Genomic DNA, 25,851 nt, shown 5'->3' with positions numbered 1-25,851 from the left:
CCGGCAATGGACCAGAACACGACCAGGGAAGCGAGCAAGGAACAAGCCGGAAGCACCAGGCCGAACGCGGTGCGCACCGCTCTCGTCGTGCTCGGCCTGTGCTTTACGCTGGCGGTTCTTGGGCGCGGGCTCAGCGAGAGCTTTACCGTCTTCCTCAAGCCGATCTCCGAAAACTTCGGCTGGGATCGCGCCCAGGTCGTCTCGATTTATTCACTGACCTGGCTCGTCAGCGGGCTGACCGCACCGCTGGTCGGGCGCCTGTTCGATCATTCCGGACCGCGTATCGTCTATGCGCTCGGGCTGCTCCTGCTCGGTTCGGCCTTTCTGATCGCGAGCCATGCGCAAGCCCTCTGGCAATTCCAGCTGTCGATCGGCATCTGCGTCGGCATCGGCGTTGCCTTCATCGGCAATGTGCCCAACTCGATGCTGCTCGGCCGCTGGTTCGGACCGCGACTGCCGACCGCCATGGCCGTGGTCTATTCGGCGATGGGCGGCGGCGTGCTGGCATTGCTTCCGGCCTCGCAGCTTCTGATCGATCATCTCGGCTGGCGCGAAACCTATCAGGTCTACGGCCTCGCCGCGCTCGGGCTGCTGGTGCCGCTGCTGCTCCTGCCCTGGCGCATGTTCGCGGCCGGCTCACCGCACGTCACCAAGAAGAGCGATCCGGATTTCGTCGACAGCGGCTGGACCCTTGTGAGCGCGATGCGTCATCATGCCTTCTGGGCGCTGTTCTCGACCTTCTTCTTCACCGCAGTCGGCATGTATTCCATCGCGGCGCAGATCGTGGCCTATTTGATCGACGCCGGATTTCCGCCGCTCCAGGCTGCGACCGCCTGGGGCTTCTCCGGCGTCGTTCTGGTGTTCGGCATGCTGGGGGTCTCGGCGCTCGACGGCCTGATCGGACGCCGGCCGTCGGTGCTGCTCAGCTACGCGATCTCGATTCTCGGCATCGTTCTGCTCTGGCTGCTGCAGTACTATCCGAACGTCATCCTGCTCACCGGTTTTGTCGTCTGCTTCGGCAGCATGATGGGCTCCCGCGGGCCGCTGATCACCGCAACCGCGATGAAGATCTTTCGCGGCAAGCGCGTCGGCACCATCTTCGGCACCATCTCGATCGGCAGCGGCTTGGGCTCGGCCTTCGGCTCATGGAGCGGCGGTCTGATTCACGATGCAACGCACGGCTACAATCTCCTGCTGGTCTTCTCACTTGCGAGCGTGATTCTCGGAATGATTCCATTCCTGATCGTCCCCGCCTTGCGGGAGTAGGTCTCCCCGACGTAACCTGCATCCCTTGGCATCACCGGGCTATTACGTACGGGCGCGAGACGAACATACGCAAAAAAGCGGATCGCGCGCGGCTGAAAGCCGGGCCTGCGGTGTTTTGTCCGACATGACAAAAATGTCAGCACGGAATTGATCCCGGGTGGCTTGCGAGACGAAACCGAATGCGGTCCAAGTCGCAGCATTGGATGGAGGGCAAACCAATGGACTTTCCTTATCTCACTCGCTTTCAACCGGTTATTCTGAGCCTGTTTCGCTTCGTCACCGGCCTCTTGCTGTTCCAGTATGGCGTCGCCAAGCTGTTCAAGTTTCCGGTGCTTCCCTACTTCGCCAACATCCCGCCGCTGATCTGGACGGCCGGAGCGATCGAGCTCGTGCTCGGCGCGCTCCTGATGCTCGGCCTGTTCACCCGGCTCACCGCGTTCATCCTATCGGGTGAAATGGCCTTCGCCTACTTCATGGGCCACATGTTCAAGGGCGAGACGCCGGTGTTCCTGCCGCTGCTGAACGGCGGCACCGCCGCGATCCTGTTCTGCTTCGCCTGTCTCTATCTCTCGGCGGCCGGCGGCGGCTCGGTGAGCGTCGATGCCGCGATGGGCAAGGAGAGCGACGCAGGCGGCGGCGCCTATGCGCGGCGCTGACGCGCTTCGCCGGTTAACCTGAAAGTAAGACGGCACCGGCGGATCTGCCGGTGCCGGTCAGCGCGCCCCCAGCACGTTCCAGATGAGAACGAGGACCGCCACGAGCAGCACGGACATGATGATTCGGTGAACGAATCGGTTCATGAGCGCTCCTGCCAGGCTGGCCGACCGCCAAAGCGAAAAACCAATTCTCTCCGCCATCCGCATTGGCCTGCACCGAGACCTGTCGTCGGTTTGGTTGCAGGCTTGCGCATAAGACCGCACGGCAGCTTTCGCGCGGCGCGGTTCTGCGCGCGCGTGTTCACGATTGGTAAGAACTTCATGCTACCCATGCGAGCAACAACAACCATTCCGTAGGGGCTGTGATGAAGCTGCTGAGCCATTTGAAGATCCGCACCAAGCTTGCCAGCATGGTTTGTCTTGCGGCTCTCACAGTCACGGCCATCATCGGTGTATCGGCCGTGCTCAGCAAGAGCCGCATGATGGAGGACCGCGTCCAGCAGATGCGGACCGCCGTGGAGCTCCTCTTCAACTACGCCCAATCGCTCCAGGACGAAGTGACCGCCGGCAAGCTGACGCCGGCCGACGCTAAGGCCCTGTTCCACCAGCGTGGCCGCCGCATGAGCTTCGACGGCGGCCAAGGTTATCCGGTGGTCTATAATCAGGACACCTCCCTGGTCGTGAACGGCGCCAATCAGAAGCTCGAAGGCAAGATCACCGGCGCCAAGGATTCCAACGGCGTGCTGATCGCCGACGCCATCATCAAGGCCGGCAGCGAGACCGCGCAGGGCGGCGTGACATCCTATCTCTATCCCCGCCCCGGCCAGACCGAGCCGGTCCGCAAGACCGTGTTCGCGCGCAAATTTGCGCCCTGGAACGTGACCATCAGCTACGGCCTCTATGTCGACGACATCGACGCCGATGTGCGCGCGCTGACGCTGGAGCTCGGCGCGATCGGCATCGGACTGATGCTGCTGATGGCGACGCTGTCCTGGCTGATCGCCCGCGACGTGCTCGGCGCGCTCGAGCGCCAGAAGAATCGTATGCAGGAGATTTCCGAAGGCGCCATCGACAAGCAGGTCGAGGAGACCGATCGCGGCGACGAGATCGGACGCATGGCCGAGACCCTCGAGATCCTGCGCCAGACGGCACTGACGGCGCGGGCGCTGGAGGCCGAACAGGTCGCCACCAAGACGCGCACCGAGCAGGAGAAGCGCGAGGCCCTGATCGCGCTTGCCGACCGCTTCGATGCCTCCGTCGGCCAGCTCGTCGGCCTGATGGCCTCCGGCTCCGGTGAGCTCGAGGCCACCGCCAAGTCGATGTCCTCGACCGCCGAAGGCACCAACCGCCGTGCCGCCGTGGTCGGCTCCGCCGCCACCGAGGCCAGCCAGCGCGTCCAGACCGTCGCGGCCGCCGCCGAAGAGCTCTCCTCCTCCATCACCGAGATCAGCCGTCAGGTCGCGCAATCCGCCGAGGTCACCGGCCGCGCCGTGGACAGTGCCCGCCGCACCGACACCATCGTGCGCGCATTGTCCGACGGCGCCCAGCAGATCGAGCACGTCGCCGAGCTGATCTCCAGCATCGCGGCCCAGACCAATCTGCTCGCGCTCAACGCCACCATCGAGGCGGCGCGCGCCGGCGAAGCCGGCCGCGGCTTTGCGGTCGTCGCCTCCGAGGTGAAGTCGCTGGCAAGCCAGACTGCGGAAGCCACCCGCGAGATCGGCGACAAGATCGCCCAGATCCAGGGCGCGACCAAGGAAGCGGTGGATGCGATCGGCGGCATCACCGCCACCATCGAGGAAGTCAGCCGCATCGCGACCTCGATCGGCGCCGCCATCGAGGAGCAAGGCGCCGCCACCGCCGAGATCGCCCGCAGCGTCTCGCAGACGGCGGAGGCGACCAAGGAGGTCACCACCAATATCGGCGTCGTCTCCACCGCCGCCAACGAGACCGGCAACGCCGCCGGCATGGTGCTCGCTGCAGCCTCGAACCTCTCCAAGCAGGCCGAGCAGCTCTCCGGCGAGGTCGGCACGTTCCTGGCCGGCGTGCGCGCCGCCTAACGCGCCACCCCCGACTCGAGACGTTTAGCGCGAAAACGTCGCCACATTCGTCATGGCCGGGCTTGTCCCGGCCATCCACGTTTTTGGCCGCGCCGCACGAAGAACGTGGATGCCCGGGACAAGCCCGGGCATGACGAGCACTTGGGAATGTGGGCGTTTATCGCCGCGCGAGGCTGCAGCCGCTCGACAGCTGGCGCGTCGATCCCGTCGAACCGTCGTTGGACTGCGACGGGAATTCCTCGAACGGCGAGTTCTGCTTGCCGGTGTTGAACTCGAAGATCTTGCGGAATAGGCCCGGGGCCATCGCCGAGATCGGATTGACGCGCATCACCGGGGCCGCCGGGGTGCCGACGACCTCGTAGGTCACGCCGATCAGCCCCTCGTTGTTGCCGCCGCCGAGGAAGATGCCGAACAACGGGATCTGGCCGAAGATGTTGTTGACGCCGTACATCGGCACGAAGGTGCCGCTCATGCACACCTGGTTGCCGGGATAGTCGATCGAGCCCTCGATGGTGGCACCGATCATCGGCCCCTTGACCACGCCGTCGCGGATCGTCAGCGCGCCGTTCTGGCGCGTGAACTCGGCGCGAAGCGCGCTGAAAGAGATGCCATTCCCGGTGCCGTTGGGCGCGCCGGCGGCAACGCGTTCGAGCTGCGCCTCGCCCTTCACGGTGAAGTCGCGGACATTGATCAGGCCCTCGCGCGAGGCGTTCGGCTCGGATGTCGGAGGCTCCATCGCCACCACCATCTGGCCGCCAACCGCCTTGGTGTAGGTGTCGGTGAAGCGCAGCAGCGCGCCGGCATCGTTGGTCTGCAGATAGATCACCTCGCGGTTGCCCTGCGCCCGGCCGCCGCGAAGATCGGCTGCCACCGGCGTATCGCGGCCGATCTTGCCGCTCAGCGTGAAGGCTTTGACGGCACCGTTGCGTTTCGACATCTTGGCATCGACGCTGCGCATGGCCTCGCCGTTAAACCCGGCGACGGCGCCGAGCTTCACGTCGATGTCGAAATCGACGTTCTTCAGCTTGCTCTTGCCTTCATCCTTGGAATTGCCCGAGATCGCCGACTTCAGGAAACCGCGGCCGTCGAACACGTCGCCACGCATCGTGCCGCGCAGCACGCCGTCCTGGCTGCGCTCCACTTTGAGCGACGCCTTATCGCCGTCGGAGGGCGCGTAGGTCGGGAAGTTCGCGTTCATGAGATCGCCGTTCGCGTCGACCTCGAGCGAGCCCTTGATCGAGGCGCCGCCGCCCTCGATGACGATGTCCTCGAATCGCGTCGATTGCGTCGTCGGCACCACCTTGAAACTGGCTTTGGCGGATTTGCCCGGCAGCTTGACCCAGCCGGGAAGGATATTGTCGAGCTTGACCGAGGTCAGGTCGGCGTCGACGCCGAGCCTGGTCGTCTGATCCGGACCGCCTGCGATCTTGCCAGACAGCTTGATCGGCAACGATCCGCTGACGGCGGGGCTCAGATCGAATCCGAGGCGCGCGCGGCCGGCATCGTCCAGCGTCGCCTGCAATCGGACGTCCGCGTCGCCCTCGGCCGGCTTGCGATAATCGATCGAGGCCGCCTGGCCGTTGATCTTGACGTCGCCCTTGACCTGATAGCCCTGGTTGTTGGCGACGATCTTGAGATTGTTGGCCTCCAGCTTCTGGTTCATCACCAGCTTCTCGGCGGCAAAGCCGTTGAGGTCGGCGGTGACGGCATAGGTGGTGTCAGCCTTGGTCAATTCGCCCTTGACCGGCATGCCGAGCTGGATGTTCGCCGAGAACGTCCCCTTGCTGGTGTTGGGATCGACGACTGTCGACGACAGATCGCTCAGCCGATCATTGGCGAGCATTTCAGCGGCTGCAGGCACCGGACCATCGACCCGGAACCTGCTCCGCGACGGCGACGGCTTGGGCGCCATGTCGGGCACCTCGAAGACGAAATCGGAGATCGTGACCTTGCGACCCGAGGGCGTATCCGCAACGCCCTGCCCGATGTTCACGGTCGCAGTGCGCCCGGTCACGCGCGCCTTCAAATCGGCATCGCGCACCACCGGCATGCCATCCACGGGGCGGACCGCGACGCCGCTCGCCACGATGTTGACCGACAGGCCGTCGTCCGGAATGGGCGGGCCCCTGCGGGGCAGGTTCTTGGTCGGCGAGTTGATGCCGATCTCGATGCGCTGGAGCGTACCGCGCTCGATCCGTTCGATCACCCATTCACGCAATTCGGGGACGATCAGCGTCGGCCACATCCGCTTCAAGGCGGAGGCCGACATCGGCGTTCCCGCAAAGCCCAGCGTCAGCCGCGGCTCGCCGGAATAGTCGATGGCACCGGTGCCGGCGACGCCGATCTCGCCATTGCTGATGTCGGCCTGCGTCAGCAAGAGGCGCTTGTGATCCGTGTCGAAGCGGAGGCCTATCGCAATGCGGTTGAAGACGAGCGGCGGCTCGTCGTCGATACCGCCGAGGAGAATCGAACCGCCGCTGAAGCCGAGCTGCCAGTCGTCGGTGGCGCCGTTGGGCGGCTCGAGATGAGCCAGCAGCGTCAGGCGGTTCGCGCCGGAGAGAATCTTGAACGGAGCGACCAGCACGCGCCGGTTGGCGTCCCACTCGACATTGATCTCGGCCGAGTCGATTCCCATCGGATAATCGGGCGTGTCGGTGTCGATGATGTTGCCGGCACCGACCGCGATCTTGCCGCGGAAGAAGGTCGGCACGCCGTCGCGGCCGAGCTCGCCCTTGAGTTCGCCGGTCAGCGGCAGGTCGGCGGTATAGGTGAAGTCCTTCACCCGCAGCGCCAGGAGGATATTGGAGGTCGAGACCTTGTCGGCCTTGATGTCGACGGAGCGCACGCCGTTCTCGGCGGGACCGATCGTGGCGCGCAGCATCCACGGGCGCGCGCCCTCCTCGCCGAGGCTGAGCGCGACACCGCCGCGGCTCGGCCGGCGCAGGCTGAGCGTGATGTTCTCAAACGACCATTTGCTGCCGCGCTGTTGATCGTCGACGATCAGGTTGCCGTTCTTGAGACCGATCTCGTTGAGGTTCTGGCCGTCGAGGCCGGTCATGCTCAGACTGTCGAGCCAGTCGAGGCCCTGGAGGATGCCACTCTGCGCCGTCGCCTGCGGCGCGGTCTGCGACACATCCGGACTCCCAGGCGCGGTCGCGAATGGCGGCGGCGGGACACCGCTACGCGGGAATGTCGGCGGCAGGCCCGCATCCTTCTTGGAAGCGACGCCGGTCGCCAGGGGCTTTGCGGTGTCGCCGGCGGACACGGTGACGGTGCCGTCGGGCGCAATGCGGATCGCGAGCTCGGCGTCGACAAGATTGAGGCTTTCCGCGCGCAGGCGCCCCATCAGGAGACCCGCACCCAACAGCTTCACCTCGGCCTTTGGTGCGCTGGCGACGATGGCGTGATCGCGGTCGCGAACGATGATGTCTCGAATGCGGACGGCGATGCGGACCCGGCCGGCGCGCTCGATCTGGGTGCCGCCGATCTCAACCGTGTTGCCGTGACCGATATTGTCCTCGATCGCAGCCGCCAGCCATGGCGTTGCGATATCCAGATTGATGGGACCGGCACCGAGCCGCCACCACAGCGCACCGAAACAGCCGACGAAGATGACGACCAGGGCGCCGAGAACCGCCGCCACGCGCTTCAGCCAGCGACCACCACCCAGCCAGCGGCGCAACGTGCCGAATCCGTCGCCGAAACGATGGAAGCTCGAACCGGAACGCGACAACAGCCGGCGCGCACGATGGCCCGCCGCCGCTTCCTGATCCGGATCCCAGTCGGCGTCGTCCCATTCCTGCGGCTCATATTGGCCGCCGCGCCGATCGAAATCCCGGTTGTGGTTCTGGGGCGACGTATTCCTTGCCATTGCTTCTCGATACAGGCGCCCGTCATAGGATTGAGCGCCGCCGGGACCGCAGCCGGCCACGGGGGCTGATGCTCCCTGCGCCGGCACTGCCGCCATACCTCGTATGTTCCTGCTGTTCGTCATTTCGCCCCGGGAGCGCGTTCAACGAGCAGTGGGGTAGTCTGTGGAATTCCTTGTAACCATACTCCGGCGTCGTCAGACTTTCCCAGCGGAGGGCGCGATTCCGGCGCGCCGGACGAGGGCTGCAATACCGCTTCGATTGACCCGCCGAAAGCGTCGAAAGGAAGGCGTATGTCCAAGAAATCCCGAAAGAAATCGTCCAAAACGTCCTCCGGCAGTTCGACCGCCAAAAAGAAAACCGCGAAAACGCGGGCATCGACTCGAACACGGTCCGCGACAACACAGCGGACACCGGCAAGCAAATCAACCCGAACCATAGCAAAAGCAGGATCACACAGGGCCGCATCGAAACAGTTAAGCTCATCCAAATCGGCCTCCTCCCCGCCCGCTGAGGCGAAGTCCGGCCTGGTTGAGGGCCAGAAGGCCCCCGCCTTCCGCCTGCCCCGCGATGGCGGCGACGTGGTCACACTGGCGGACTATGCCGGCCGAAAGCTCGTCCTGTTCTTCTACCCCCGGGCCGACACGCCCGGTTGCACCCGGGAGGCGATCGACTTCACCCGCCTGGCCGCCGCTTTCGCCGCCGCCGGTACCGCCGTGCTCGGCATCTCCGCCGATCCGCTAAAGGCCCAGGAGAAATTCCGCGACAAACACAAGCTCGGCGTCCCCCTCATCTCGGACGAGAAACATGAGATGCTGGAGGCCTATGGCGCCTGGGGCCAAAAATCCATGTATGGCAAGAGCTTCCTGGGAATTCTTCGCACCACGATACTGGTCGGGACCGACGGCAGGGTGGCCCGGATCTGGCGCAATGTCCGCGTCGATGGCCACGCCGACGAGGTGCTGGAAGCGGCAAGAAGCCTTTAACCAGTCCCTTAAATTCGCCTGTTCCCGTTTCCGGAAAATTAACCATGACGAGCCCAGATTGCTGCGGCAATTGAGCCGCAAGGAACCCATCCGACCGGCGCGGGAGTGCCGATGTCGAAAAGTTCTGCCCAATACTCGCAGTACCCCCAACATCATCCTCACGACCACGGACGCGCCTTCCACCGCCGTCCGGCCGCCGCAGCGGCGGCAGCCGCGATTCCCCTGCCCGCGACCGACGACGCCTACACCATCGTCCATGCCGGCAAGCAGGTCCGCTTTGGCCCTGTGGTGTTCTGGATCGTGGTCGGCACCGTGGTGCTGCTCGGGCTGTGGTCGGCCGCGACGGCCACCTACTTTGCGTTCCGCGACGACGTCCTGACCCGGCTGATCGCCCGCCAGGCCGAGATGCAATATGCCTATGAGGACCGCATCGCCGAGCTGCGCGCCAAGGTCGACCGCACCACCAGCCGTCAATTGCTCGACCAGGAACAGTTCGACCAGAAGCTCGACCAGATCATGAAGCGCCAAACGGCGCTGGAGTCCCGGGCGACGGCGCTTGGGGCCATGCCCGACGTGACCGGCTCGATTCCCCGCTCCGCCCCACAGCGCGGCGACGCAAGCCAGACCACGCCAAAGCCGTCGCCGATCAGCGACACCGTCATCTTCGTGGCGCCGCCGGACCGTGAAGCGCGCCTCGAATCGCGCGCCCCGACCGTGGCGGCGCCGTCGACCAGCCAATTCGCCAAGAACCACGGTTTCGACAACGTGCTGGCCCGGCTCACGAACTCGCTCGACCAGGTCGAGCGGCGCCAGATGGCGGCGCTCAGCGCCGTCGAGGAAAGCATGGATTCACGCATGCGCCGGATGCGCGGCGTGGTCAGCGATCTCGGCCTGAACCTCGCCAGTCTCGAAGCCGCCGTGCCGCGCAGCGCAATGGGCGGGCCTTTCGTACCGGTCAAGTTGACGGCCAATGCCGGACCGTTCGAGAAGCAGCTCTATCGCATAAACACCACGCGCGCCGAGATGGACCGTCTCAATCGCACGCTGGCACTGGTGCCCTACCGCAAGCCCGTCATTGGCGAAGTCGAGTTCACCTCCGGCTTCGGCGTGCGCAGCGATCCTTTCCTCGGGCGGCCCGCGATGCATACCGGACTCGACTTCCGCGCCGCCAGCGGCGATCCCGTTCGCGTCACCGCCAACGGCAAGGTGGTCTCAGCGGGCTGGTCCGGCGGCTATGGCCGCATGGTCGAGGTCGACCACGGCAACGGGTTGTCGACCCGCTACGGCCATCTCTCAGAGATCAATGTCAGAGTCGGCGAGATCGTGAAGATCGGCCAGGTGGTCGGGCTCGTCGGCTCGACCGGCCGCTCCACCGGTCCGCATTTGCATTATGAGACCCGCATCGACGGTGAGGCGGTCGATCCGCAGAAGTTCTTGCGCGCCGGCGTCCGGCTCAGCGCGGGCTAGGCTCGCGCTCCTCTGCCTCGGCGCGCGCTGCCTCGGCGCGCGCTGCCTTACCGTCGCCCGCCGCCCATCCCGCCCCCGGGACCGCCGAAGCCACCACCACCCATTCCACCACCAGGCGGCCCCATCGGTCCGCCGGGTGCCCCCATATCGCCCGGGCCCGACGGGCCGCCAGGACCCGTTGGTGCAGCGCCGGGATTGGCACCCGGGCTCGACCCCGGCGCAGATGCACCCGGGGCGCCGGACGGACCACCGCCCAAATTGGGCGTGCCGCGATTCGGATGCAGGATCGAGCCACCCGGCGACCGGTTCGGATTGCTGCCGCCGGGTGGAGGTGCTCCGGGTCCCTGACCGATGGCCTGCGCCGAATCCACCTGGAAGCCGCGGGAAGGATCGAATGTGCCGTTGACCACCATGCGTGCTTCGCCGGCCGCCGGTCCGAACCGTGAGCCGTCATGGGCCACGAAGCCAGAGCCGAGCTGGAGGTTCGCCCCGGCTCGCTGCACATAGGCCTCGACCGACAAACGGCTTGCGCCGACGAGATCCGAGAAATCGTCGATCCGCGTGCGCGCGGCCTGCATCGCACCCTGGCTCGCACGGCCTTCGATCTGGACGCGCTGGCCGACCAGCAGCGGATCGACACCTTTCAGCTTCAGCCCGCCAATTCGCAGGCCGTCGGGCCCGCGCTCGACCAGGCCTGTCACACGCTCGGTCGCCACGCGTCGCGGCTCGACCAGGCTTGCGACGACCACGCCGTCGGTCCGGCGCAGACCATAGACGGCCACCTGCGTGCCCGGGCGGAGCCTGCTCACCTTGTCGCTCAAGACGATTTTCTGGCCGAGCACCGTCAGTTCGTTGCCCTTCACCGACTCGATCGGACCGGCAACCTCGCTCGCGATCGCGATATTGCGCGTGAGGAGTGTGCCGTCGGCCTGACGGACCGCGACCACACGCGCAAGCTGGCCGATGCGCAACGCCTTGGGGCTCGCCGCCTGGCCGTCGATCCGAACCGGCACGTCGCTGGCATAAGTGACTCGCTCGCCGTTGACGTAGATGCTGCCGAAGCGCTGGATGACGCCAACGATGCCGGTACCGCCGATGCCGTGGTCATCGCCGCGCGTGATTCCGGTGCCGCCGATGCCCTGATCGGTGCCGCGCTTGACCTGCGCATGGGCGATCGCCGTACCGGCGAGCCAGATTCCTGTCAGCAGTAGACGGCGTGAGATCAGCGGCGGCCGGCTCATGAAGAACCGCCCTCCTTGCCATTTTCCTTGGCCTCGCCCTCCCCGTCAGCGTCCTCGCTGTAGATGTAGATGCCGAAATTCCAGCGGGCATCACCACCCTTGTCCTTGGACAGCGCGCGGTTGGCCTCGCGGTTGGCGGTCTTCAGCGCGTCCATGGCAAGCTCGCGCGAGCGCGCCTCAAGACGCCGCGCCAGCTTCGGCGAGATGTTGTTGTAGTGCACCGCGCGCTCGAGGAAGCGCGGCGCTGCGCCCGAGACGTTCTGTGCGGCCGCAGCGATGTGGTCATGCAGATTGCGGCCGAGATAGTGCCACTTGCTGTCGTCCTCGCCGCTCGGGACGAAAGCGGCCTCGACCAGCTCGATCTCGTCATCGTCGTTGATGGTGACGAGCTTGCGGTCGATCCATTCATCGAGCACCGCACGCGGCCGCACGTCCTTGGTGACGGAAGCGACCAGTTGCTCGAAGGACGGCGCATCGCCCTCCGCCGTGCGCGGCAGCGGCAGCGGCTCGCCCTTGGCATCGGTGAATTCGGGCGCGGCCAGCCAGCGCGCGATCACCGCGCTGGTGAGCGACACCGCGGCCGGCACCTCGTGCACGGGGGCACCCGCGCCGCGCAGCCGCGCCACTTCCTTGCGATGGATACCCGTGAGCAGGCTGACGCGGCTGTCGGTCTGCTCCTTTCCGTCCAGCGCGAAATCGTGCTCGGCGACATTGACGAAAAGCTCGCGAAGCAATTGTGCAAGCGCCGGAAAGGTCATGCCGCTGCGGATGCAGAGCCGCACGAGCGGGCGCAGCAGCCGCGCCAACGGCGCGTGCAGCTTCGCGGCGGCATTCGGCCGCGGAGCCGCTGCTTTGGATCCGGGCTTGGCATTCATGTCTGAATTGTAGCGATCCGCGGCGTGGGACACAATCCCACTTTTTTCACCCGGCGATTGACGTGGTAAATTTTCCCACATATACGGAGCGCCGCTGAGGGCACGACGTAAAGGGACACAACACCCATGGCTGACCGCTTGGTCCGCATTTCCAGTTCACCGCGTGCCGTGCAGGCTTCCGACTGGGGCCGCGGCGCAACCGAACCGATGCTGCCGGCGCTGCTGCGCGGCGTGATCTTCATCTCCGTGCTGGCTGCACCATTCGTCGCAGCGCTTCTGGCAGGCTGACCGCCGTCATGCATCACACCAGCGACAACCCGCGCCGCCCGTCGGTGCTGCACATCTTCAAGATCTATTATCCCGACCTATTCGGCGGCACACTCACGGTGATCCGCGACATCTGCGCGAGCCTGAAGGGCGCCTTCGCCTCCGCCGTGCTGGTCTGCTCGCAATCGGCCGGGAAGCGCGAGATCGTCGTCAACGACGTGCCGGTCGAGCGCGTCCGCTCGTTCGGCAATCTGTTGTCGCTGCCTGCCGCCCCCACCTATCCCTGGCGGCTGTGGCGGAGGATCGCCGAGCACGATTTGCTGGCGCTCCACGCGCCCTTCCCGCTTGCCGACCTCGTTTTCGCGTTTGGTTTCGGCCGCAAGCGGCCGCTTGTGGTGCATTGGCACGCCGACATCGTCACTCATGCCGGCCTGCGCAGGTTCGTCGAACCGCTGATGCGGCGGACCTTGCGGCGCGCCAAGGCGATCATCGTCTCGGACCGCGTGCTGGTCGACAACACCCCGCTGTTGCGCGAATTCGAGGACAAATGTCGTGTTGTGCCGTTCGGCATCGACACCTCTGGGTATGACCGCCCAAAGATCGAGCCGCACCACGTCAACGACCGCGGCCGGCTCGTGCTCGCCTGCGGCCGGCTCGTCCCCTACAAGGGGTTCGACGTGCTGATCCGCGCCGCAGCCGCGCACAATTTCGAGGTCTGGATCATTGGCGAGGGCATCGAGCGGCCGCGGCTCGAGCAGTTGATCCGGGAGCTCGGTCTCGGCGAACGCGTCCGTCTGCTCGGCTCGGTCAACGATTGCGAGCGCATCAAGCTGATGTGTCTCGCCGACGTCTTCGTGATGCCGTCGGTCACCAATGCCGAGACGTTCGGCCTTGTCCAGCTGGAGGCCATGGCCGCAGGTCGCCCGGTCGTGAACACGGCGCTCGACACGGCCGTGCCGCGGGTCGCCCGCCACGGCGTGGAGGCGATCACCGTGCCGCCTGGCGACGTCGAGAAGCTCGGCGAAGCCATCGACACCCTGGTCCGCGACCCCGAGCGCCGCCGCCGCATGGGACTTGCGGCGCGGACGCGCGCCCTCACCCGCTATTCGGCCACGGCTTTCAAGCAAGGCATGGAGACCGTCTACCGCGACGCCGCTGCGCCGTGCGAGGAGCGTTCGGCGAGCGCCGAGCCGCCGCAGACGAACGGCTGGCTGGACAGCGTCCGGATCGCGGCGACGCTGGCCTGGTCGGACATGCGCCACCGCTACGTGCGCTCGCTGCTCGGCCCGTTCTGGATGTCGCTCCAGATGGCGATCGTGGTCGCGGTGCTCGGCTCGGTGATCGGGCAGATGTCGAATGCCGACGTGCTGACGCGTCTGCCCATGCTCGCACTCTCGATGACGGCCTGGACCTTCCTCAACAGCGTGGTGCTCGATGCAACCACGGCGCTCCAAAACTCCGCGAGCCTGATCCGCGATCGCGCGCTGCCGCCGGTCATCTTCCTCCTGCAATGCACGTTCCGCCAGGGACTGTTCGCACTTCATAACGCCTGCGTGCCGCTGGTGCTGTGGCTCATCCTGTCGCCCCACGACCTCTCTCACGCGCTGGCGGCGCTCCCTGGCCTGCTGCTGTTCGTGGTTTCTACTTTCGCCCTGAGCCTTGTTCTCGGTGCGATGGCAACGCGCTATCGCGACCTCAAGCCCATCATCGAGTCCACGTTGATGCTCGCCTTCCTCGCCTCGCCCATCATCTGGTCGTCGGAGATGATCAACCACAGCTCGACGGTGATGCGGATCAATCCGCTCACGCATCTGTTCGCGGTGTGGCGCGAGCCACTGGCCGGCGGCCATGTCGACCCCGTCAGTATCGTCTATGTCCTCGTCGCGCTGGCGCTTCTGATCGTTGCGAGCGTGCTGACGCTGCTCCACCTGCGCAAAGCCGCGTTCTGGATCTGATGCATGGTCTCGATCAGCCTACGCAACGTCTGTCTCGATTATCCGCTCTACGGCGCCTACGACTTTTCGCTGAAACGGCGGCTGCTCGGCCATCTCATCCGCGAGCCGGGCGAGATGCGGATCATCCGTGCCGTGGATAACGTCACGATCGAGGCCGAAACCGGCGCCCGCATCGGGCTTGCCGGGCCCAACGGCTCGGGCAAATCGACGCTGTTGCGATTGATCGCCGGCGTCTATCCGCCGAGCAGCGGCAGCATCGCGATCCAGGGGAAAGTCGTGCCCCTGCTCGGCCTCAACGCCGGCGTCAACCTCGACTTCGTCGCAGAGGACAACATCGCGCTGCTGCTGCGGATCAGCGGCCGCAAGCCGACCCGGGCGATGATCGACGAGATCTGGACCTTCACCGAGCTCGAGGCGCGGATGCGGCGGGTGCCGCTGCGGATGTTCTCCTCGGGCATGCTGATGCGGGTGCTGTTTGCGACCGCCACGGCCTTTCCGGCCGACATTCTCCTGCTCGACGAATGGCTCAGCGTGGTCGACGAGCATTTTGCGGAGAAGGCGCAGGAGCGGCTGCTGAACCTCGTGTCGCAGGCGGCAATCGTGATCATCGCTTCGCACGACCAGCCGCTGCTGCGCCGCACCTGCACCCGCATCATCAACCTCGATCACGGCCGCATCGCCTCGACCGTCACGGTCACCCCGCCGGCCCCCAACGCATTCGAGCTCCGCGAGAAACGCGCATGAAACACAACATCCTTGTCGTCTCCGAGTCGCTCGGACAACCCAATCACAAGCGCGGTATCTTCCACTTCACCCGGGAACTGGTACGTTCGCTCGCCTCGGAAGGCCACGAACTCACGCTGGTGGTGGAGACCACGAAGCGCTACCGCAAGCTCTGCCGGCGCGAGCGGCGTACGAGGCTGTTCGCGGCGCAATCGCGCAACATCGAGCTACTTGCGCTTTATCGCTACCTCGACGAAATCAACGTGAGTGGGCTGATGACGCTCAGCGGCACGCGCCGCAAACTCGACTGGTTCCGCCGCAGGGCCGGCCTGTTACTGTCGCGGGACAACATCGTCTGCCTCCTGCGCGCGCTCGGCCTGATCGGCCTGCCCACGCGCCTGATCGAGAACCGGCCCGCCGCGCTCGAATACATTCCGCCGGATCTGAGGCACCTCGAACTGTTCGGCGACTTTCAGCTCGAGCCGGGTTTCTTCGACTATCAGGACGCCTCGGCCTTCTTCCTGCTGCCACCGCCTCGGATCGACGCGCGCGATTACGACGTGATCGTCGTGGACACCCCGACACGGGTGGTGATCAGGCGCAAACCCGGCGCCAAGGTGATCTGCATCGTCCACGATCTGTTGCCGCTCACCGACCTCAAGCTCAGCGACATCGCCACGCGGCAGTTCCTGGCGCGAATCCGCACCAGCCTGCGTGAGGCCGACGAACTCGCCTTCGTTTCAAACTACAGCATGATGCGGTTCAGGGAATTGCTGCCGCAATTTGCGCACCTGCCGGCGCGGGTCGTATATCCCCGCACCCGGTTCGACGCCCCGGATGTCCTGCACCTTCCAGCCCCGTCGGGGCGTCCGGGGCGGCCGAGCTTCGTCGTCATCGTCTCGAACGAGCCACGCAAGAACGTCGCCGCCGTCGTCCGCGCCTTCCGCAACGTTCCCCACGCCGATCTTGTCGTGATCGGCTATACCGGCGAGATCAGCCGGATGCCCAACCTCCCGCCCAACGTCCGCTTCGCCGGCTATGTCGACGAGCACGAGAAGGCGACGCTGATCGCGGAAGCGCACGGCCTGATCATGCCGAGCCTTGCCGAAGGTTTCGGCGTGCCGATCATCGAGGCGCTGGCTGCGAATACGCCGGTGCTGTGCTCCGACATCGCCGTCTTCCGCGAGGTCGCGGGCGAGCTCGCCGACTATTTCGATCCGTTCTCGACGGAGGCGATCGCCGCCTCCGTCACCCGCGTGCTGACTCGGCAGGAGGAGTGCCGCGGCAGGATCCGGGCGCGGCGCCACGAGCTCGCCGAGCGCTTCGGCTACGAGACCCAGGCCCGGGATTTCCTCGGCCATGAGAAGCCCAGAGAAAGCCTGGTCGCAGCACAGTAAGCGTCAGCCACATGACCGCTGAGCAAGCCGTATCGCCCCGTCCAGCCAGCCTGCCAACCCTGCGTGAGCGATCGCAGGCCCTGAACCATTCCGCCCGGCTGTTTCGTGCTGCCGACCTGCTCGTCGTCCTGATCGCGGCATCGCTGCCCTGGTCGACCACCGCGACGTCGATCCTGGTCGGGTTCTGGCTGCTTGCGGTGACGCCGACCATCGCCTGGCGCGACTATGCGCGCCAGCTCGCGCGGCCGGCGTTTGCCTTGCCCTTGGCACTCCTGCTGCTCGCGCTTCTTGGCACGCTGTGGTCAGAGGGGGCGTGGTCAGACCGGCTGCATGCGATCAAGCCGGTTGCAAAGCTCATGCTGATTCCGCCGCTGCTCTACCATTTCAGCCGGTCCGAGCGCGGCTTCCATGTCTGCATCGCCTTTCTCGCTTCCTGCGCGCTGCTTGCCGTGTTCTCCTGGATCGTGCTGCTCGTTCCTGCCTGGAAGATCACCGCAACGGCGTCGTCAGGCGTTCCCGTCAAGAACTACATCGACCAGAGCCAGGAGTTCACGCTGTGCGCCTTTGCGCTCGCGCTGCCCCTCTGGCGCGGCAGACGCGCGGTCGCAACAATCGTCTGTCTGGCGCTGATCCTGCTGTTCGTCACCAACATGGTGTTCGTCGCCTCGGCCCGCACCGCCCTGCTCTGCATCGCCGTGCTGCTGGCGCTGTTCGCCTTGAGGCATTTGAGCCGGCGGGCGGCGCTGGTCCTGCTCGCAGGCACGATCGCCGCGAGCCTGTTGGCCTGGACCACGTCGCCCTATTTGCGCCAGCGCATCGGCGACATCGCCATCGAGTACCGCCACGGCCACGAGGACATCAGCCGCGCCTCGACCGCGCAGCGGCTGACCTATTGGCGCAAGTCGCTCCATGCCTTTGCCGAGGCGCCTCTGATCGGCCACGGCACCGGTTCGATCAAGCGCCAGTTCGAGCGCGCCGCCACGAGCGAAAGCAGCCTCGATGCCGAGGTCGTGAGCAATCCGCACAACCAGACCCTCAACGTCGCGGTGCAGTGGGGCCTTCTGGGTGTCGTCCTGCTCTACGCCATGTGGATCGCGCATCTTCGCATGTTCGCGGGTGAAGGCTTCGCCGCCTGGATCGGCCTCGTGGTCGTCGTACAGAACATCGCGAGCTCGCTGCTCAACTCGCACCTGTTCGATTTTCATGAGGGCTGGATGTACGTGCTCGGCGTCGGCGTCGCCGGCGGCATGGCGCTGAAGGCCCAAGCCGGAGAAGCGACAGGCAACCCGCGATGGCTGGCTGGGCTCGTCCGTCGATCACCAGCAGCGCGCTGCCGATGACGATTGCGCCCGCGATCTCGCGCATCGAGATCGGCTCACCCAGCACCAGCCAGCCCAGCAGGATGGCGGTGACGGGGATGAGCAGCGTCACCAGCATGACATTGCTCGCGCCCGAGCGCCGCACGATCTGAAAGAAGACGATGTAGGCCAGCGCGGTCGAAAGCGCGGCGAGGCCAAGCACGGCGAGCCAGGTCGCGGGGCCCGGTATCGGCAGCTGCCACGGCTGCTCCACCGCGGCGGCGACGGCGGCCATCATCAAGGTGGATGCCATCAGTTGAAATGTCGCCGTTCCCAGCGGGGCTGAGTCCTTCAGCAATCGCCGCGCCGCCAACGCCGCAAAGCCATAGCTCAGTGCGCCGCCAAGGCAGAGCAGGATGCCGAGCCCCTGCCCTTCTCTTGTCTCGATGCCCCATCCGCGCAGAAGGATCACGCCGGCAAGGCCCAGCGCCACCCCGGCCACGCGGCGCATCTGCAAGGCCTCCTCGCCCGCTGCAACCATCACCACCACTCCGAACATCGGCGTGGTCGCGTTGAGGATCGACGCCAGCCCGCTCGGAATGAAGGTCTGGCCGATCACGATCAGCGAGAACGGGATGACGTTGTTGAGCAGCCCGATCGCGACGAACGGCATCCAGCCCTTCATGCCCCTGGGAAATCCGATGCCCTGCATGCGGAGCAGCGGCAGGAGAATGGCAGCGCCAAGCCCAACGCGCAGGAACACCAATGTCAGCGGCGGCAATTCGCGCAAGGCCGCACCATTGAAGAAGAACGACCCGCCCCACAGGATCGAGAGCACACAGAGCAACGACCAGTCTCGCGCATCGATCCGGTTGGCGTTCGGGGGCATGGGGTCTCACCTGGGTGTCCGAGGCCTGTCGCCTAGGACGGCGCGATCGACGGCGCCACCCGAATTCCGATGAAACAGAAGTTCAACAAAATCGATGCGCGAACTGAACGAGACGATCGAAACGGCCCCGTGTCGACCAGCTACGGCTTCTTCGGCCGCGACACCAGCTCGATCATCCTGCCTTCGTCATCATCCGGCATCTCCGCCTTCGCCTGCGCGTAGGCCTCGACCGCGGCGCGCGCGACCAGTGGCTTGTCGGCCAGCAGGCTCTCCGCGAGCTTCACGGCGTAGGCGGCATCCTTGTGCCGCAGCGCTGCCGTAAACGTCGCGCCGCTGAAGTCGCGGGCGACCATCCGCTTGGAGTGGCGCTGCACCTGCGGGCTTGCGGCGACGCCCGCCTGGATCGATTCCAGCACCAGGTTCATGTCGAGGCCGGCCTGCTCGGCGATGGCGAGACCCTCGGCGAGACCGGCGATCTGGATCGCACCCATGAGATTGTTGATGAGCTTGTAGACCGTCCCGGAGCCGACGGCGCCGAAATGGCGGATGGTCGAGCCGATCGGTTCGAGATAGGGCCGCGCACGCTCGAGATCGGCCGGATCGGCGCCGGCCAGCAGCGTCAACTTCCCGGCGGCCGCCGCGTCCGGCAATCCGGTGACGGGGCAATCGATGTAGATCAGCCCGCGCGCATTGAGCTCGCGGCCCATCTCGCGCGCGTGGTCATAGGAGACGGTGGAGCATTCGATCGCGATGGTGCCGGCTTTCGCCGTTTTGGCCGCACCCTTGGGCCCGAGCCAGACCGCGCGCGAGGCATCGTCGTCGGCCACCATGGTCACGACTGCGTCGGCGTCGATCGCGGCGTCCTCCGGCGAGGTCGCCCAATGCGCGCCGCGCGCAATCAGGTCTTCCGCCTTGGCCTTGCTGCGATTCCACAAGCTGACTGTGAAGCCGGCATCGAGATAGCGGCCGGCCATGCCATGACCCATCCGTCCCAATCCGATGAAGGCGACACGGGGCATGGCTAGTCCACGTCCTCGATCTCGCCGGTCGTGGTGCCGAACGCGCGCTGCGCCAGCGTCGCGGCCATGAACTCGTCGAGCTCGCCATCGAGCACGCCCGCGGTGTCGGAGGTCTGCACGCCCGTGCGCAGATCCTTCACCATCTGGTAGGGCTGCAGCACGTAGGAACGGATCTGGTGGCCCCAGCCGATGTCGGTCTTGGCCGCCTGATCGGCGGCGGCCTTCTCCTCGCGCTTCTTCAGCTCCATCTCATAGAGCCGCGCGCGCAGCATGTCCCAGGCCTGCGCCCGGTTCTTGTGCTGGGAGCGTCCGGCCTGGCAGACCACGGCGACGCCGGTCGGAATGTGCGTCAGGCGCACTGCCGATTCGGTCTTGTTGACGTGCTGGCCGCCGGCGCCGCCTGAACGCATGGTGTCCACGCGGACATCGGATTCCTTGATGTCGATCTTGATGCTGTCGTCGATGACGGGGAAGACCTGCACGCTCGAGAACGAGGTGTGCCGCCGCGCGTTGGAATCGAACGGCGAGATGCGCACCAGGCGATGCACGCCGGCTTCCGTCTTCAGCCAGCCATAGGCGTTGTGCCCGGAGACCTGGATGGTCGCGGACTTGATGCCGGCCTCTTCGCCCTCGGACTCTTCCAGAAACTCGACCTTGAAGCCGTGGTTTTCGGCCCAGCGCGTGTACATGCGCAGCAGCATCTGCGCCCAATCCTGGCTCTCGGTGCCGCCGGCGCCGGCATGGACTTCGAGATAGGAATCGAAGCGGTCGGCCTCGCCCGACAGCAGCGCCTCGAGCTCGCGCCGCGCCACTTCCTTCTTGAGGTTCTTCAGCGCAGCTTCGGCTTCCGCAACGACGCCCTCATCGCCCTCGGCCTCGCCGAGCTCGATCATGCCGATGTCGTCTTCGAGCTCCTGCTCGACCTTGCCGATGCCTGAGAGCGCATCCTCGAGCGAGGTGCGCTCCTGCATCAGCTTCTGGGCTTTCTGGGGATCGTTCCAGAGGTTGGGATCTTCTGCGAGCTTGTTCAGCTCAGCGAGGCGCGCCGTCGATTTCTCGACGTCAAAGATGCCTCCTCAGCAGCCCGACTGACTGCTTGATCTCTTCTACCAACCGTTCGATTTCGGCGCGCATGTCGTTCTCTGGTTTCGCGGAACCGGTCCCGCAAGCAATTGAGGTGGGGATGTAGCGGCGGCGGCTGCAAAGCGCAACCGCCGGAACCGCGATCGTCTGTCTTGTCCTAAGCCTTAGTACAGCCCGCCGGTGCCCGGTCGCATGAAGAAGCCGGAATCCGGCTGCTGCTGCTGCGAGGCCGGCATGCGCCCGTCGGCGTCGGCAACGCCGATGACCGAATAATTATCCGGCGGCGCCGTGCCCGGCTTGAAGGCCTCGAGGATGGTACCGCCGGTCTCGCCCGGGCCGGCCCGCATACCGGTCTTGGCGACGACGCGCACGAGCTTGATGCCGGCGGGCACCTTGAACGGCACGGCGGGCTTGTCCGCGAGCGCGAGCTTGAGGAAATCGCGCGCGATCGGAGCTGCCAGATGGCCGCCGGTCGCAGCATTGCCCCTACCCAGCGGACGCGGCTTGTCGTAGCCCATATAGATGGCGACGGCGATATCGGGCGAGAAGCCGACGAACCAGGCGTCCTTGGCCTCGTTGGTGGTGCCGGTCTTGCCGGCGACGGGTTTGCCGACGTCCTTGACGACCGTTGCCGTACCGGCCTGCACAACGCCTTCCATCAGCTCGGTGATCTGATAAGCGGTCATGGAATCCAGCACCTGCTCGCGGCGGTCGATCAGCTGCGGCTCGGGCTGGTTCTTCCAGCCGCCCGGCGCGTCGCAGCCACGGCATTCGCGCTGGTCGTGCTTGAAGATGGTGTGGCCGTAGCGGTCCTGGATACGGTCGATCAGCGTCGGCTTCACCCGGCGGCCGCCATTGGCGAGCATCGAGTAAGCGGTGACCATGCGCATCGCCGTCGTCTCGCCGGCGCCGAGCGCGTAGGAGAGATAGTTCGGCAGCTCGTCATAGACACCGAAACGGCGGGCGTATTCGCCGATCAGGGGCATGCCGATGTCCTGCGCGAGCCGCACCGTCACGGTGTTCAGCGACTGCCGCAGCGCGTTGCGCAGCGTGACCGGTCCCTGGAACTTGCCCGAGGAGAAGTTTTCAGGCCGCCACACGCCGGCGCCCTGGCCCTGATCGATTTCGATGGGCGCATCGAGCACGACGGTCGAAGGCGTATAGCCGTTGTCGAGCGCGGCCGAATAGACGATCGGCTTGAACGACGAACCCGGCTGCCGATAGGCCTGCGTGGCGCGATTGAATTGGCTCTGATCGAACGAGAAGCCGCCGACCATCGCGAGCACGCGGCCGGTCCAGGGATCCATCACCACCATGGCGCCGGAGACTTCGGGGATCTGGCGGAGCCGGTACTGGCCTTCGACGGGGTGACCGTCCTTGTAGAGCGGATCGGCATAGATCACGTCGCCGGGCTGGAGCACCTGCGACACCGCCGTCGGCGTCTTGCCCTTCGTGCCGCCTTGCAAGGCCCGCGCCCAGCGCACGCCGTCGACCGTGACGATGCCGGTCTCGCGCTGCTTGCTGATGGCGCCGCCAAGCTCGCGGCTCGGCTGGAAGCCGATGCGCGCCGACTGGTCGCTGGTCTCCAGCACGACCGCCATGCGCCATGGCGAAATGTCGGAGAGCGATTTGATCTCGGCGAGCTTCACGCCCCAGTCGCCCGAAATATCGAGCTTGCTCATGGCGCCGCGATAGCCCTGCTGCTCGTCATAGTTCACGAGACCGGTGACCATGGCCTTGCGTGCCATGACCTGGATCTTTGGATCGAGCGAGGTGCGAACCGACAGGCCGCCTTCGTAGAGCTTCTTCTCGCCGTAGCGCTCGAAGATGTCGCGGCGGACTTCCTCGGCGAAATATTCGCCGGCAAAGGTGTGGGCGCCGTTGGAACGGCTGGTGACGGCCAGCGGTTCCTTGCGCGCCTTGTCGGCGTCGGCCTGCTTGATCCAGCCGTTCTCCAGCAGACGGTCGATCACGTAGTTGCGGCGCTCGATGGCGCGGTCGCGGTTGCGGACCGGATGCAGCGTCGCCGGCATCTTCGGCAGCGCCGCCAGATAGGACGCTTCCGCCACCGTCAGCTCGTTCACCGACTTGTCGAAATAGACCAGGGAGGCAGCCGCAATGCCGTAGGCGCCGAGGCCCAGATAGATTTCGTTCAGGTACAGCTCGAGGATCTTGTCCTTCGAGTAGGTCTTCTCGATGCGCATCGCCAGCAAGGCTTCCTTGATCTTGCGGGCGAAGGAGACCTCGTTGGTGAGCAGGAAGTTCTTGGCGACCTGCTGGGTGATGGTGGAAGCACCCTGCGGACGGCGGTTGGAGCCGTAGTTCTGCAGGTAGAGCAATCCGGCGCGGGCCATGCCGGTGTAGTCGATGCCGCCATGCTCGTAGAAATTCTTGTCCTCGGCGGCCAGGAACGCGTTGATCACGAGCTTGGGCACGGCCTGGATCGGCAGATACAGCCGCCGCTCCTTGGCGTATTCGCCAAGCAGCGAACCGTCGACCGCATGCACGCGGGTCATCACCGGCGGCTCGTAATCCTGAAGCTGAGAGTAGTCCGGCAAGTCCTTGGAGAAATGCCAGATCAGGCCTGCCACGGCCCCGACACCGACAAGGAACACCACCGTTCCCGCGGCGAACAGGAAGCCCATGAACCGCACCAGCAAGCGCATTATCTGTTTATCCGTTCAAACTCTGGATCAGCCCAGTATCAGCCCCTTGGCGCCCCAAACAGGCGCCAACCTCACGTCGCGAATTCGCCGGCCTACGCAATCACATCGATGCCGGATTTCAGACGCTTGCCGAGCAGGATTCTCGCCGATTCCGGAACCCCCTGCGCGGTTTTTATAAAGCGTCCGCTGTGGCCAAACTAGGGCCTTTGGGTCGGCAGGGATAAACCCTTTCAGTTCGGAGTCCCGGCTGTGGCCATCCGCTTGGTCAGAAATCCGTCGATCGCCTGCGCCATCGAGCCCACGGCACGGGACCGCCACCCCTCGGAAACCAGGTGCTCGAGGTCTCCCTTGTTGGAGACGTAACCGATCTCGACCAGCACCGAGGGCACATCGGGCGCCTTCAGGACCCGGAAGCCGGCGGACTTCAGGGGATGCTTGTGCATCCGCACCGTTGACTTCATTTCCCCCATCAAGAGGCGGGCGAAACGGTTTGAAAACGTGCGGGTTTCCCGCTGCGTGAGATCGATCAGGATATCGGCGACGTCGGTGGGCTCCTCCGCGAGGTTGAAGCCGGCGATCGCATCGGCCCGGTTCTCCGCATCCGCCAGCCGCTGGGCCTCGGCGTCGGACGCCTTGTCGGAGAGCGTGTAGATGGTCGCGCCTTGCGCATCGCCCTCGGCACGAGGCAGCGCATCGGCATGAATCGAGACGAACAAAGCGGCCTTTTGGTTGCGGGCGATCTTGGTCCGGTCACTGAGGGGGATGAAGGTGTCGTCTTCGCGTGTCATCACCACGCGGTATTTACCGGCCTTCTCCAGCTTGTCACGGAGGGCCAGGCCAAAAGCCAGCACCAGGTTCTTCTCGCTCTCGCCACCCGACTGCGTGCCGTTGTCGATGCCGCCATGGCCGGGATCAATCACGACCACCGGACGGCCATCGGCCTTCTGCTGCGCGGCATCCGCGGTTGCCTTGGCGGGAACCGTCGCGGGCGGCGCCTCGGCGATCGCGGGCCGCAACTCGGGACGGTTTTCAGGGGGGAGCGACGCCACGAAGGCGGCGCGCTCGACCTCCTCCAGGTCGAGCACGAGCCGCGCCGGCTGGCCGTTGGCGGCTTCGACCACGTAGGAATTGGCGATCTTCGCCGGTCCCGTCAGGTCGAACACGATTCGTGAGCCGCCGGGCATGACCAGCCCGTAGCGGAATGCCTTGATCAGCCCCCGCCCCCCGCTCCCGGCGCCGGCGGGCAGCTGAAAATTGACTTGCGGCACGTCCACCACCAAGCGGTAGGGGTCGGCCAGCGTAGCAGTGCGGAAGGTTATGGTCCGGTCGAGGTCGAGGATGAAGCGGGTCTGCTTGCCATCGCCGGCCAGCCGCGCGGCCGAGGCCACCGGAAAATTCGCTGCGACAACAGCGGGCTGCGGCTGGCTTTCCGCAGCAATGAGGCGCGAGGAATCAGCACACGTTAGCGCGGCGGTGCACAGCAACACGCCCCCCAGCAGAACCCGTCGATTTGTGCGGCTCGCCACCGATTCCGTGCCTCCGAGCAGCCCTCTTAACGCAATAGAACCACAGGGTTAATCGCCTCTTAATGACAGAAGCGCGAAAATCGCCGACTGTGACCGCCGTGCGACGCTCCCTTGCACGGATGGCTCATTCCTCGTATGTACGGAATGCTGACGGCCGATATTTCAGGTTGTGTCGCATTCAGCCTCCCGGCGCTGCGCCGGAACTCCCAAGATTTGGGAATTCCAGCGTTTTCCGCTTCCCTCTAAGACCAGCGCGGTGCGCGGCAGCGAGGTGGAGCGGGTCAGGCACCGGCGGTGGACGGTCTCGGGTTACCACTCATGTTACCGAGACGGTTCTGACAGCGGCGTAACCCATTACCCGGTCCCTTGATCCCAAGGGAGCGGTTCGTGATCTCAAGGTGAGCGCGCTCGCGCCGTGCCTGGCCAACAGCAACTGATTGAAGGGCGGCCTCGCCGCCCAATGTTTCATACGGGCCGACGCTTGATGCGCCAGACTGTGCCGACGAAATCTGAAGGACCATTCGCGACGCTGCGGAGTGACAATCCCGCGCGTCGCAATGGTCCTGAAGCTTCCGGTTCGGCAAGGCGCGAGAGACGGCGTTTCGGCC

At 65.6% G+C, this 25,851-nt stretch carries 17 protein-coding genes and 1 pseudogene; 10 read left to right on the top strand and 8 right to left on the bottom strand.

Going from position 1 to position 25,851, the window contains the following annotated elements; genetic code table 11:
* Nucleotides 1–6: 6 nt before the first annotated feature.
* From ACSHT2_RS01905 to ACSHT2_RS01895, 3 genes are all read left to right on the top strand, one after another.
* Complete coding sequence (locus ACSHT2_RS01905; protein ID WP_440640142.1) at nt 7–1,266, top strand: MFS transporter; 1,260 nt, start codon at nt 7–9, stop codon at nt 1,264–1,266.
* Between the two features lie 218 nt (nt 1,267–1,484).
* Complete coding sequence (locus ACSHT2_RS01900; RefSeq protein WP_440640141.1) at nt 1,485–1,922, top strand: DoxX family protein; 438 nt, start codon at nt 1,485–1,487, stop codon at nt 1,920–1,922.
* Nucleotides 1,923–2,287: 365 nt separating this feature from the next.
* Nucleotides 2,288–3,982 carry a methyl-accepting chemotaxis protein gene (locus ACSHT2_RS01895; protein WP_440640140.1) on the top strand — a complete coding sequence of 565 codons (1,695 nt, stop codon included), beginning with the start codon at nt 2,288–2,290 and terminating at the stop codon, nt 3,980–3,982.
* 157 nt (nt 3,983–4,139) lie between these two features.
* Here the strand turns inward: ACSHT2_RS01895 and ACSHT2_RS01890 are convergent, their stop codons facing one another.
* The gene (locus ACSHT2_RS01890; RefSeq protein WP_440640139.1) at nt 4,140–7,949 is read right to left on the bottom strand and encodes a YhdP family protein; all 3,810 of its coding nucleotides are present in this window, start codon (nt 7,947–7,949) and stop codon (nt 4,140–4,142) included.
* A 195-nt stretch (nt 7,950–8,144) separates the two neighbouring features.
* On the opposite strand from ACSHT2_RS01890, the gene ACSHT2_RS01885 reads away from it, so the two are divergent.
* Entirely contained in the window at nt 8,145–8,837 is a 693-nt protein-coding gene (locus ACSHT2_RS01885; protein ID WP_440640138.1) for a peroxiredoxin, read from the top strand.
* A 111-nt stretch (nt 8,838–8,948) separates the two neighbouring features.
* Nucleotides 8,949–10,304 (top strand): M23 family metallopeptidase, encoded by a 1,356-nt coding sequence (locus ACSHT2_RS01880; protein ID WP_440640137.1) that lies wholly within the window; start codon nt 8,949–8,951, stop codon nt 10,302–10,304.
* A 47-nt stretch (nt 10,305–10,351) separates the two neighbouring features.
* Here ACSHT2_RS01880 and ACSHT2_RS01875 read toward each other — a convergent pair whose 3' ends face one another.
* On the bottom strand, nt 10,352–11,545 hold the full coding sequence (locus ACSHT2_RS01875; RefSeq protein WP_440640136.1) for a DUF5666 domain-containing protein: 1,194 nt from the start codon (nt 11,543–11,545) through the stop codon (nt 10,352–10,354).
* The gene (locus tag ACSHT2_RS01870; RefSeq protein ID WP_440640135.1) at nt 11,542–12,420 is read right to left on the bottom strand and encodes a DUF6502 family protein; all 879 of its coding nucleotides are present in this window, start codon (nt 12,418–12,420) and stop codon (nt 11,542–11,544) included. The genes ACSHT2_RS01875 and ACSHT2_RS01870 overlap by 4 nt, the downstream gene beginning before the upstream one ends.
* A 126-nt stretch (nt 12,421–12,546) precedes the next feature.
* Here ACSHT2_RS01870 and ACSHT2_RS01865 point away from each other — a divergent pair, with 126 nt between their 5' ends.
* The 5 genes and pseudogenes from ACSHT2_RS01865 to ACSHT2_RS01845 all read left to right on the top strand — a co-directional run.
* Nucleotides 12,547–12,708 carry a hypothetical protein gene (locus ACSHT2_RS01865; protein WP_440640134.1) on the top strand — a complete coding sequence of 54 codons (162 nt, stop codon included), beginning with the start codon at nt 12,547–12,549 and terminating at the stop codon, nt 12,706–12,708.
* Between the two features lie 8 nt (nt 12,709–12,716).
* On the top strand, nt 12,717–14,642 hold the full coding sequence (locus ACSHT2_RS01860; RefSeq protein ID WP_440640133.1) for a glycosyltransferase: 1,926 nt from the start codon (nt 12,717–12,719) through the stop codon (nt 14,640–14,642).
* 3 nt (nt 14,643–14,645) lie between these two features.
* Nucleotides 14,646–15,386 (top strand): ABC transporter ATP-binding protein, encoded by a 741-nt coding sequence (locus ACSHT2_RS01855; RefSeq protein ID WP_440640132.1) that lies wholly within the window; start codon nt 14,646–14,648, stop codon nt 15,384–15,386.
* On the top strand, nt 15,383–16,762 hold the full coding sequence (locus ACSHT2_RS01850) for a glycosyltransferase family 4 protein (RefSeq protein ID WP_440640131.1): 1,380 nt from the start codon (nt 15,383–15,385) through the stop codon (nt 16,760–16,762). Before ACSHT2_RS01855 ends, ACSHT2_RS01850 begins: the two co-directional genes overlap by 4 nt.
* 11 nt (nt 16,763–16,773) lie before the next feature.
* Nucleotides 16,774–18,033 (top strand): annotated as a pseudogene (locus tag ACSHT2_RS01845) (O-antigen ligase family protein); the annotation flags it as partial.
* Here the strand turns inward: ACSHT2_RS01845 and ACSHT2_RS01840 are convergent.
* The 5 genes from ACSHT2_RS01840 to ACSHT2_RS01820 form a co-directional block, all read right to left on the bottom strand.
* Nucleotides 17,942–18,949, bottom strand: coding sequence for a DMT family transporter (locus ACSHT2_RS01840; RefSeq protein WP_440640130.1), 1,008 nt, complete (start codon nt 18,947–18,949; stop codon nt 17,942–17,944). The pseudogene ACSHT2_RS01845 and the gene ACSHT2_RS01840 overlap by 92 nt on opposite strands.
* 140 nt (nt 18,950–19,089) lie before the next feature.
* Complete coding sequence (locus ACSHT2_RS01835) at nt 19,090–19,968, bottom strand: NAD(P)-dependent oxidoreductase (protein ID WP_440640129.1); 879 nt, start codon at nt 19,966–19,968, stop codon at nt 19,090–19,092.
* Between the two features lie 2 nt (nt 19,969–19,970).
* A protein-coding gene (gene prfB, locus ACSHT2_RS01830; RefSeq protein ID WP_440640128.1) for a peptide chain release factor 2 occupies nt 19,971–21,102 on the bottom strand; the annotation gives its coding sequence in 2 pieces (ribosomal slippage) (nt 19,971–21,032 and nt 21,034–21,102; 1,131 coding nt in all).
* A gap of 113 nt (nt 21,103–21,215) precedes the next feature.
* Complete coding sequence (locus tag ACSHT2_RS01825; RefSeq protein WP_440640127.1) at nt 21,216–23,717, bottom strand: penicillin-binding protein 1A; 2,502 nt, start codon at nt 23,715–23,717, stop codon at nt 21,216–21,218.
* 230 nt (nt 23,718–23,947) lie between these two features.
* The gene (locus tag ACSHT2_RS01820; protein ID WP_440640126.1) at nt 23,948–25,243 is read right to left on the bottom strand and encodes an N-acetylmuramoyl-L-alanine amidase; all 1,296 of its coding nucleotides are present in this window, start codon (nt 25,241–25,243) and stop codon (nt 23,948–23,950) included.
* Between the last annotated feature and the right edge of the window lie 608 nt (nt 25,244–25,851).

It is taken from the genome of Bradyrhizobium sp. PUT101 (assembly GCF_052043945.1).
Lineage (GTDB): Bacteria > Pseudomonadota > Alphaproteobacteria > Rhizobiales > Xanthobacteraceae > Bradyrhizobium.
The sequence above is the reverse complement of the archived record's forward strand: the minus strand, read 5'-3'. Positions and strand labels throughout refer to the sequence as shown.

Bases quoted from the DNA above. Each gene is read 5' to 3' on its own strand.
- ACSHT2_RS01860 (WP_440640133.1), top strand. From the start codon at position 12,717: ATGCATCACACCAGCGACAACCCGCGCCGCCCGTCGGTGCTGCACATC.
- ACSHT2_RS01885 (WP_440640138.1), top strand. From the start codon at position 8,145: ATGTCCAAGAAATCCCGAAAGAAATCGTCCAAAACGTCCTCCGGCAGT.
- ACSHT2_RS01890 (WP_440640139.1), bottom strand. From the start codon at position 7,949: ATGGCGGCAGTGCCGGCGCAGGGAGCATCAGCCCCCGTGGCCGGCTGC.
- ACSHT2_RS01905 (WP_440640142.1), top strand. From the start codon at position 7: ATGGACCAGAACACGACCAGGGAAGCGAGCAAGGAACAAGCCGGAAGC.
- ACSHT2_RS01875 (WP_440640136.1), bottom strand. From the start codon at position 11,545: ATGAGCCGGCCGCCGCTGATCTCACGCCGTCTACTGCTGACAGGAATC.
- ACSHT2_RS01880 (WP_440640137.1), top strand. From the start codon at position 8,949: ATGTCGAAAAGTTCTGCCCAATACTCGCAGTACCCCCAACATCATCCT.
- ACSHT2_RS01840 (WP_440640130.1), bottom strand. From the start codon at position 18,949: ATGCCCCCGAACGCCAACCGGATCGATGCGCGAGACTGGTCGTTGCTC.
- ACSHT2_RS01825 (WP_440640127.1), bottom strand. From the start codon at position 23,717: ATGCGCTTGCTGGTGCGGTTCATGGGCTTCCTGTTCGCCGCGGGAACG.
- ACSHT2_RS01895 (WP_440640140.1), top strand. From the start codon at position 2,288: ATGAAGCTGCTGAGCCATTTGAAGATCCGCACCAAGCTTGCCAGCATG.
- ACSHT2_RS01835 (WP_440640129.1), bottom strand. From the start codon at position 19,968: ATGCCCCGTGTCGCCTTCATCGGATTGGGACGGATGGGTCATGGCATG.
- ACSHT2_RS01865 (WP_440640134.1), top strand. From the start codon at position 12,547: ATGGCTGACCGCTTGGTCCGCATTTCCAGTTCACCGCGTGCCGTGCAG.
- ACSHT2_RS01900 (WP_440640141.1), top strand. From the start codon at position 1,485: ATGGACTTTCCTTATCTCACTCGCTTTCAACCGGTTATTCTGAGCCTG.
- ACSHT2_RS01870 (WP_440640135.1), bottom strand. From the start codon at position 12,420: ATGAATGCCAAGCCCGGATCCAAAGCAGCGGCTCCGCGGCCGAATGCC.
- ACSHT2_RS01850 (WP_440640131.1), top strand. From the start codon at position 15,383: ATGAAACACAACATCCTTGTCGTCTCCGAGTCGCTCGGACAACCCAAT.
- ACSHT2_RS01855 (WP_440640132.1), top strand. From the start codon at position 14,646: ATGGTCTCGATCAGCCTACGCAACGTCTGTCTCGATTATCCGCTCTAC.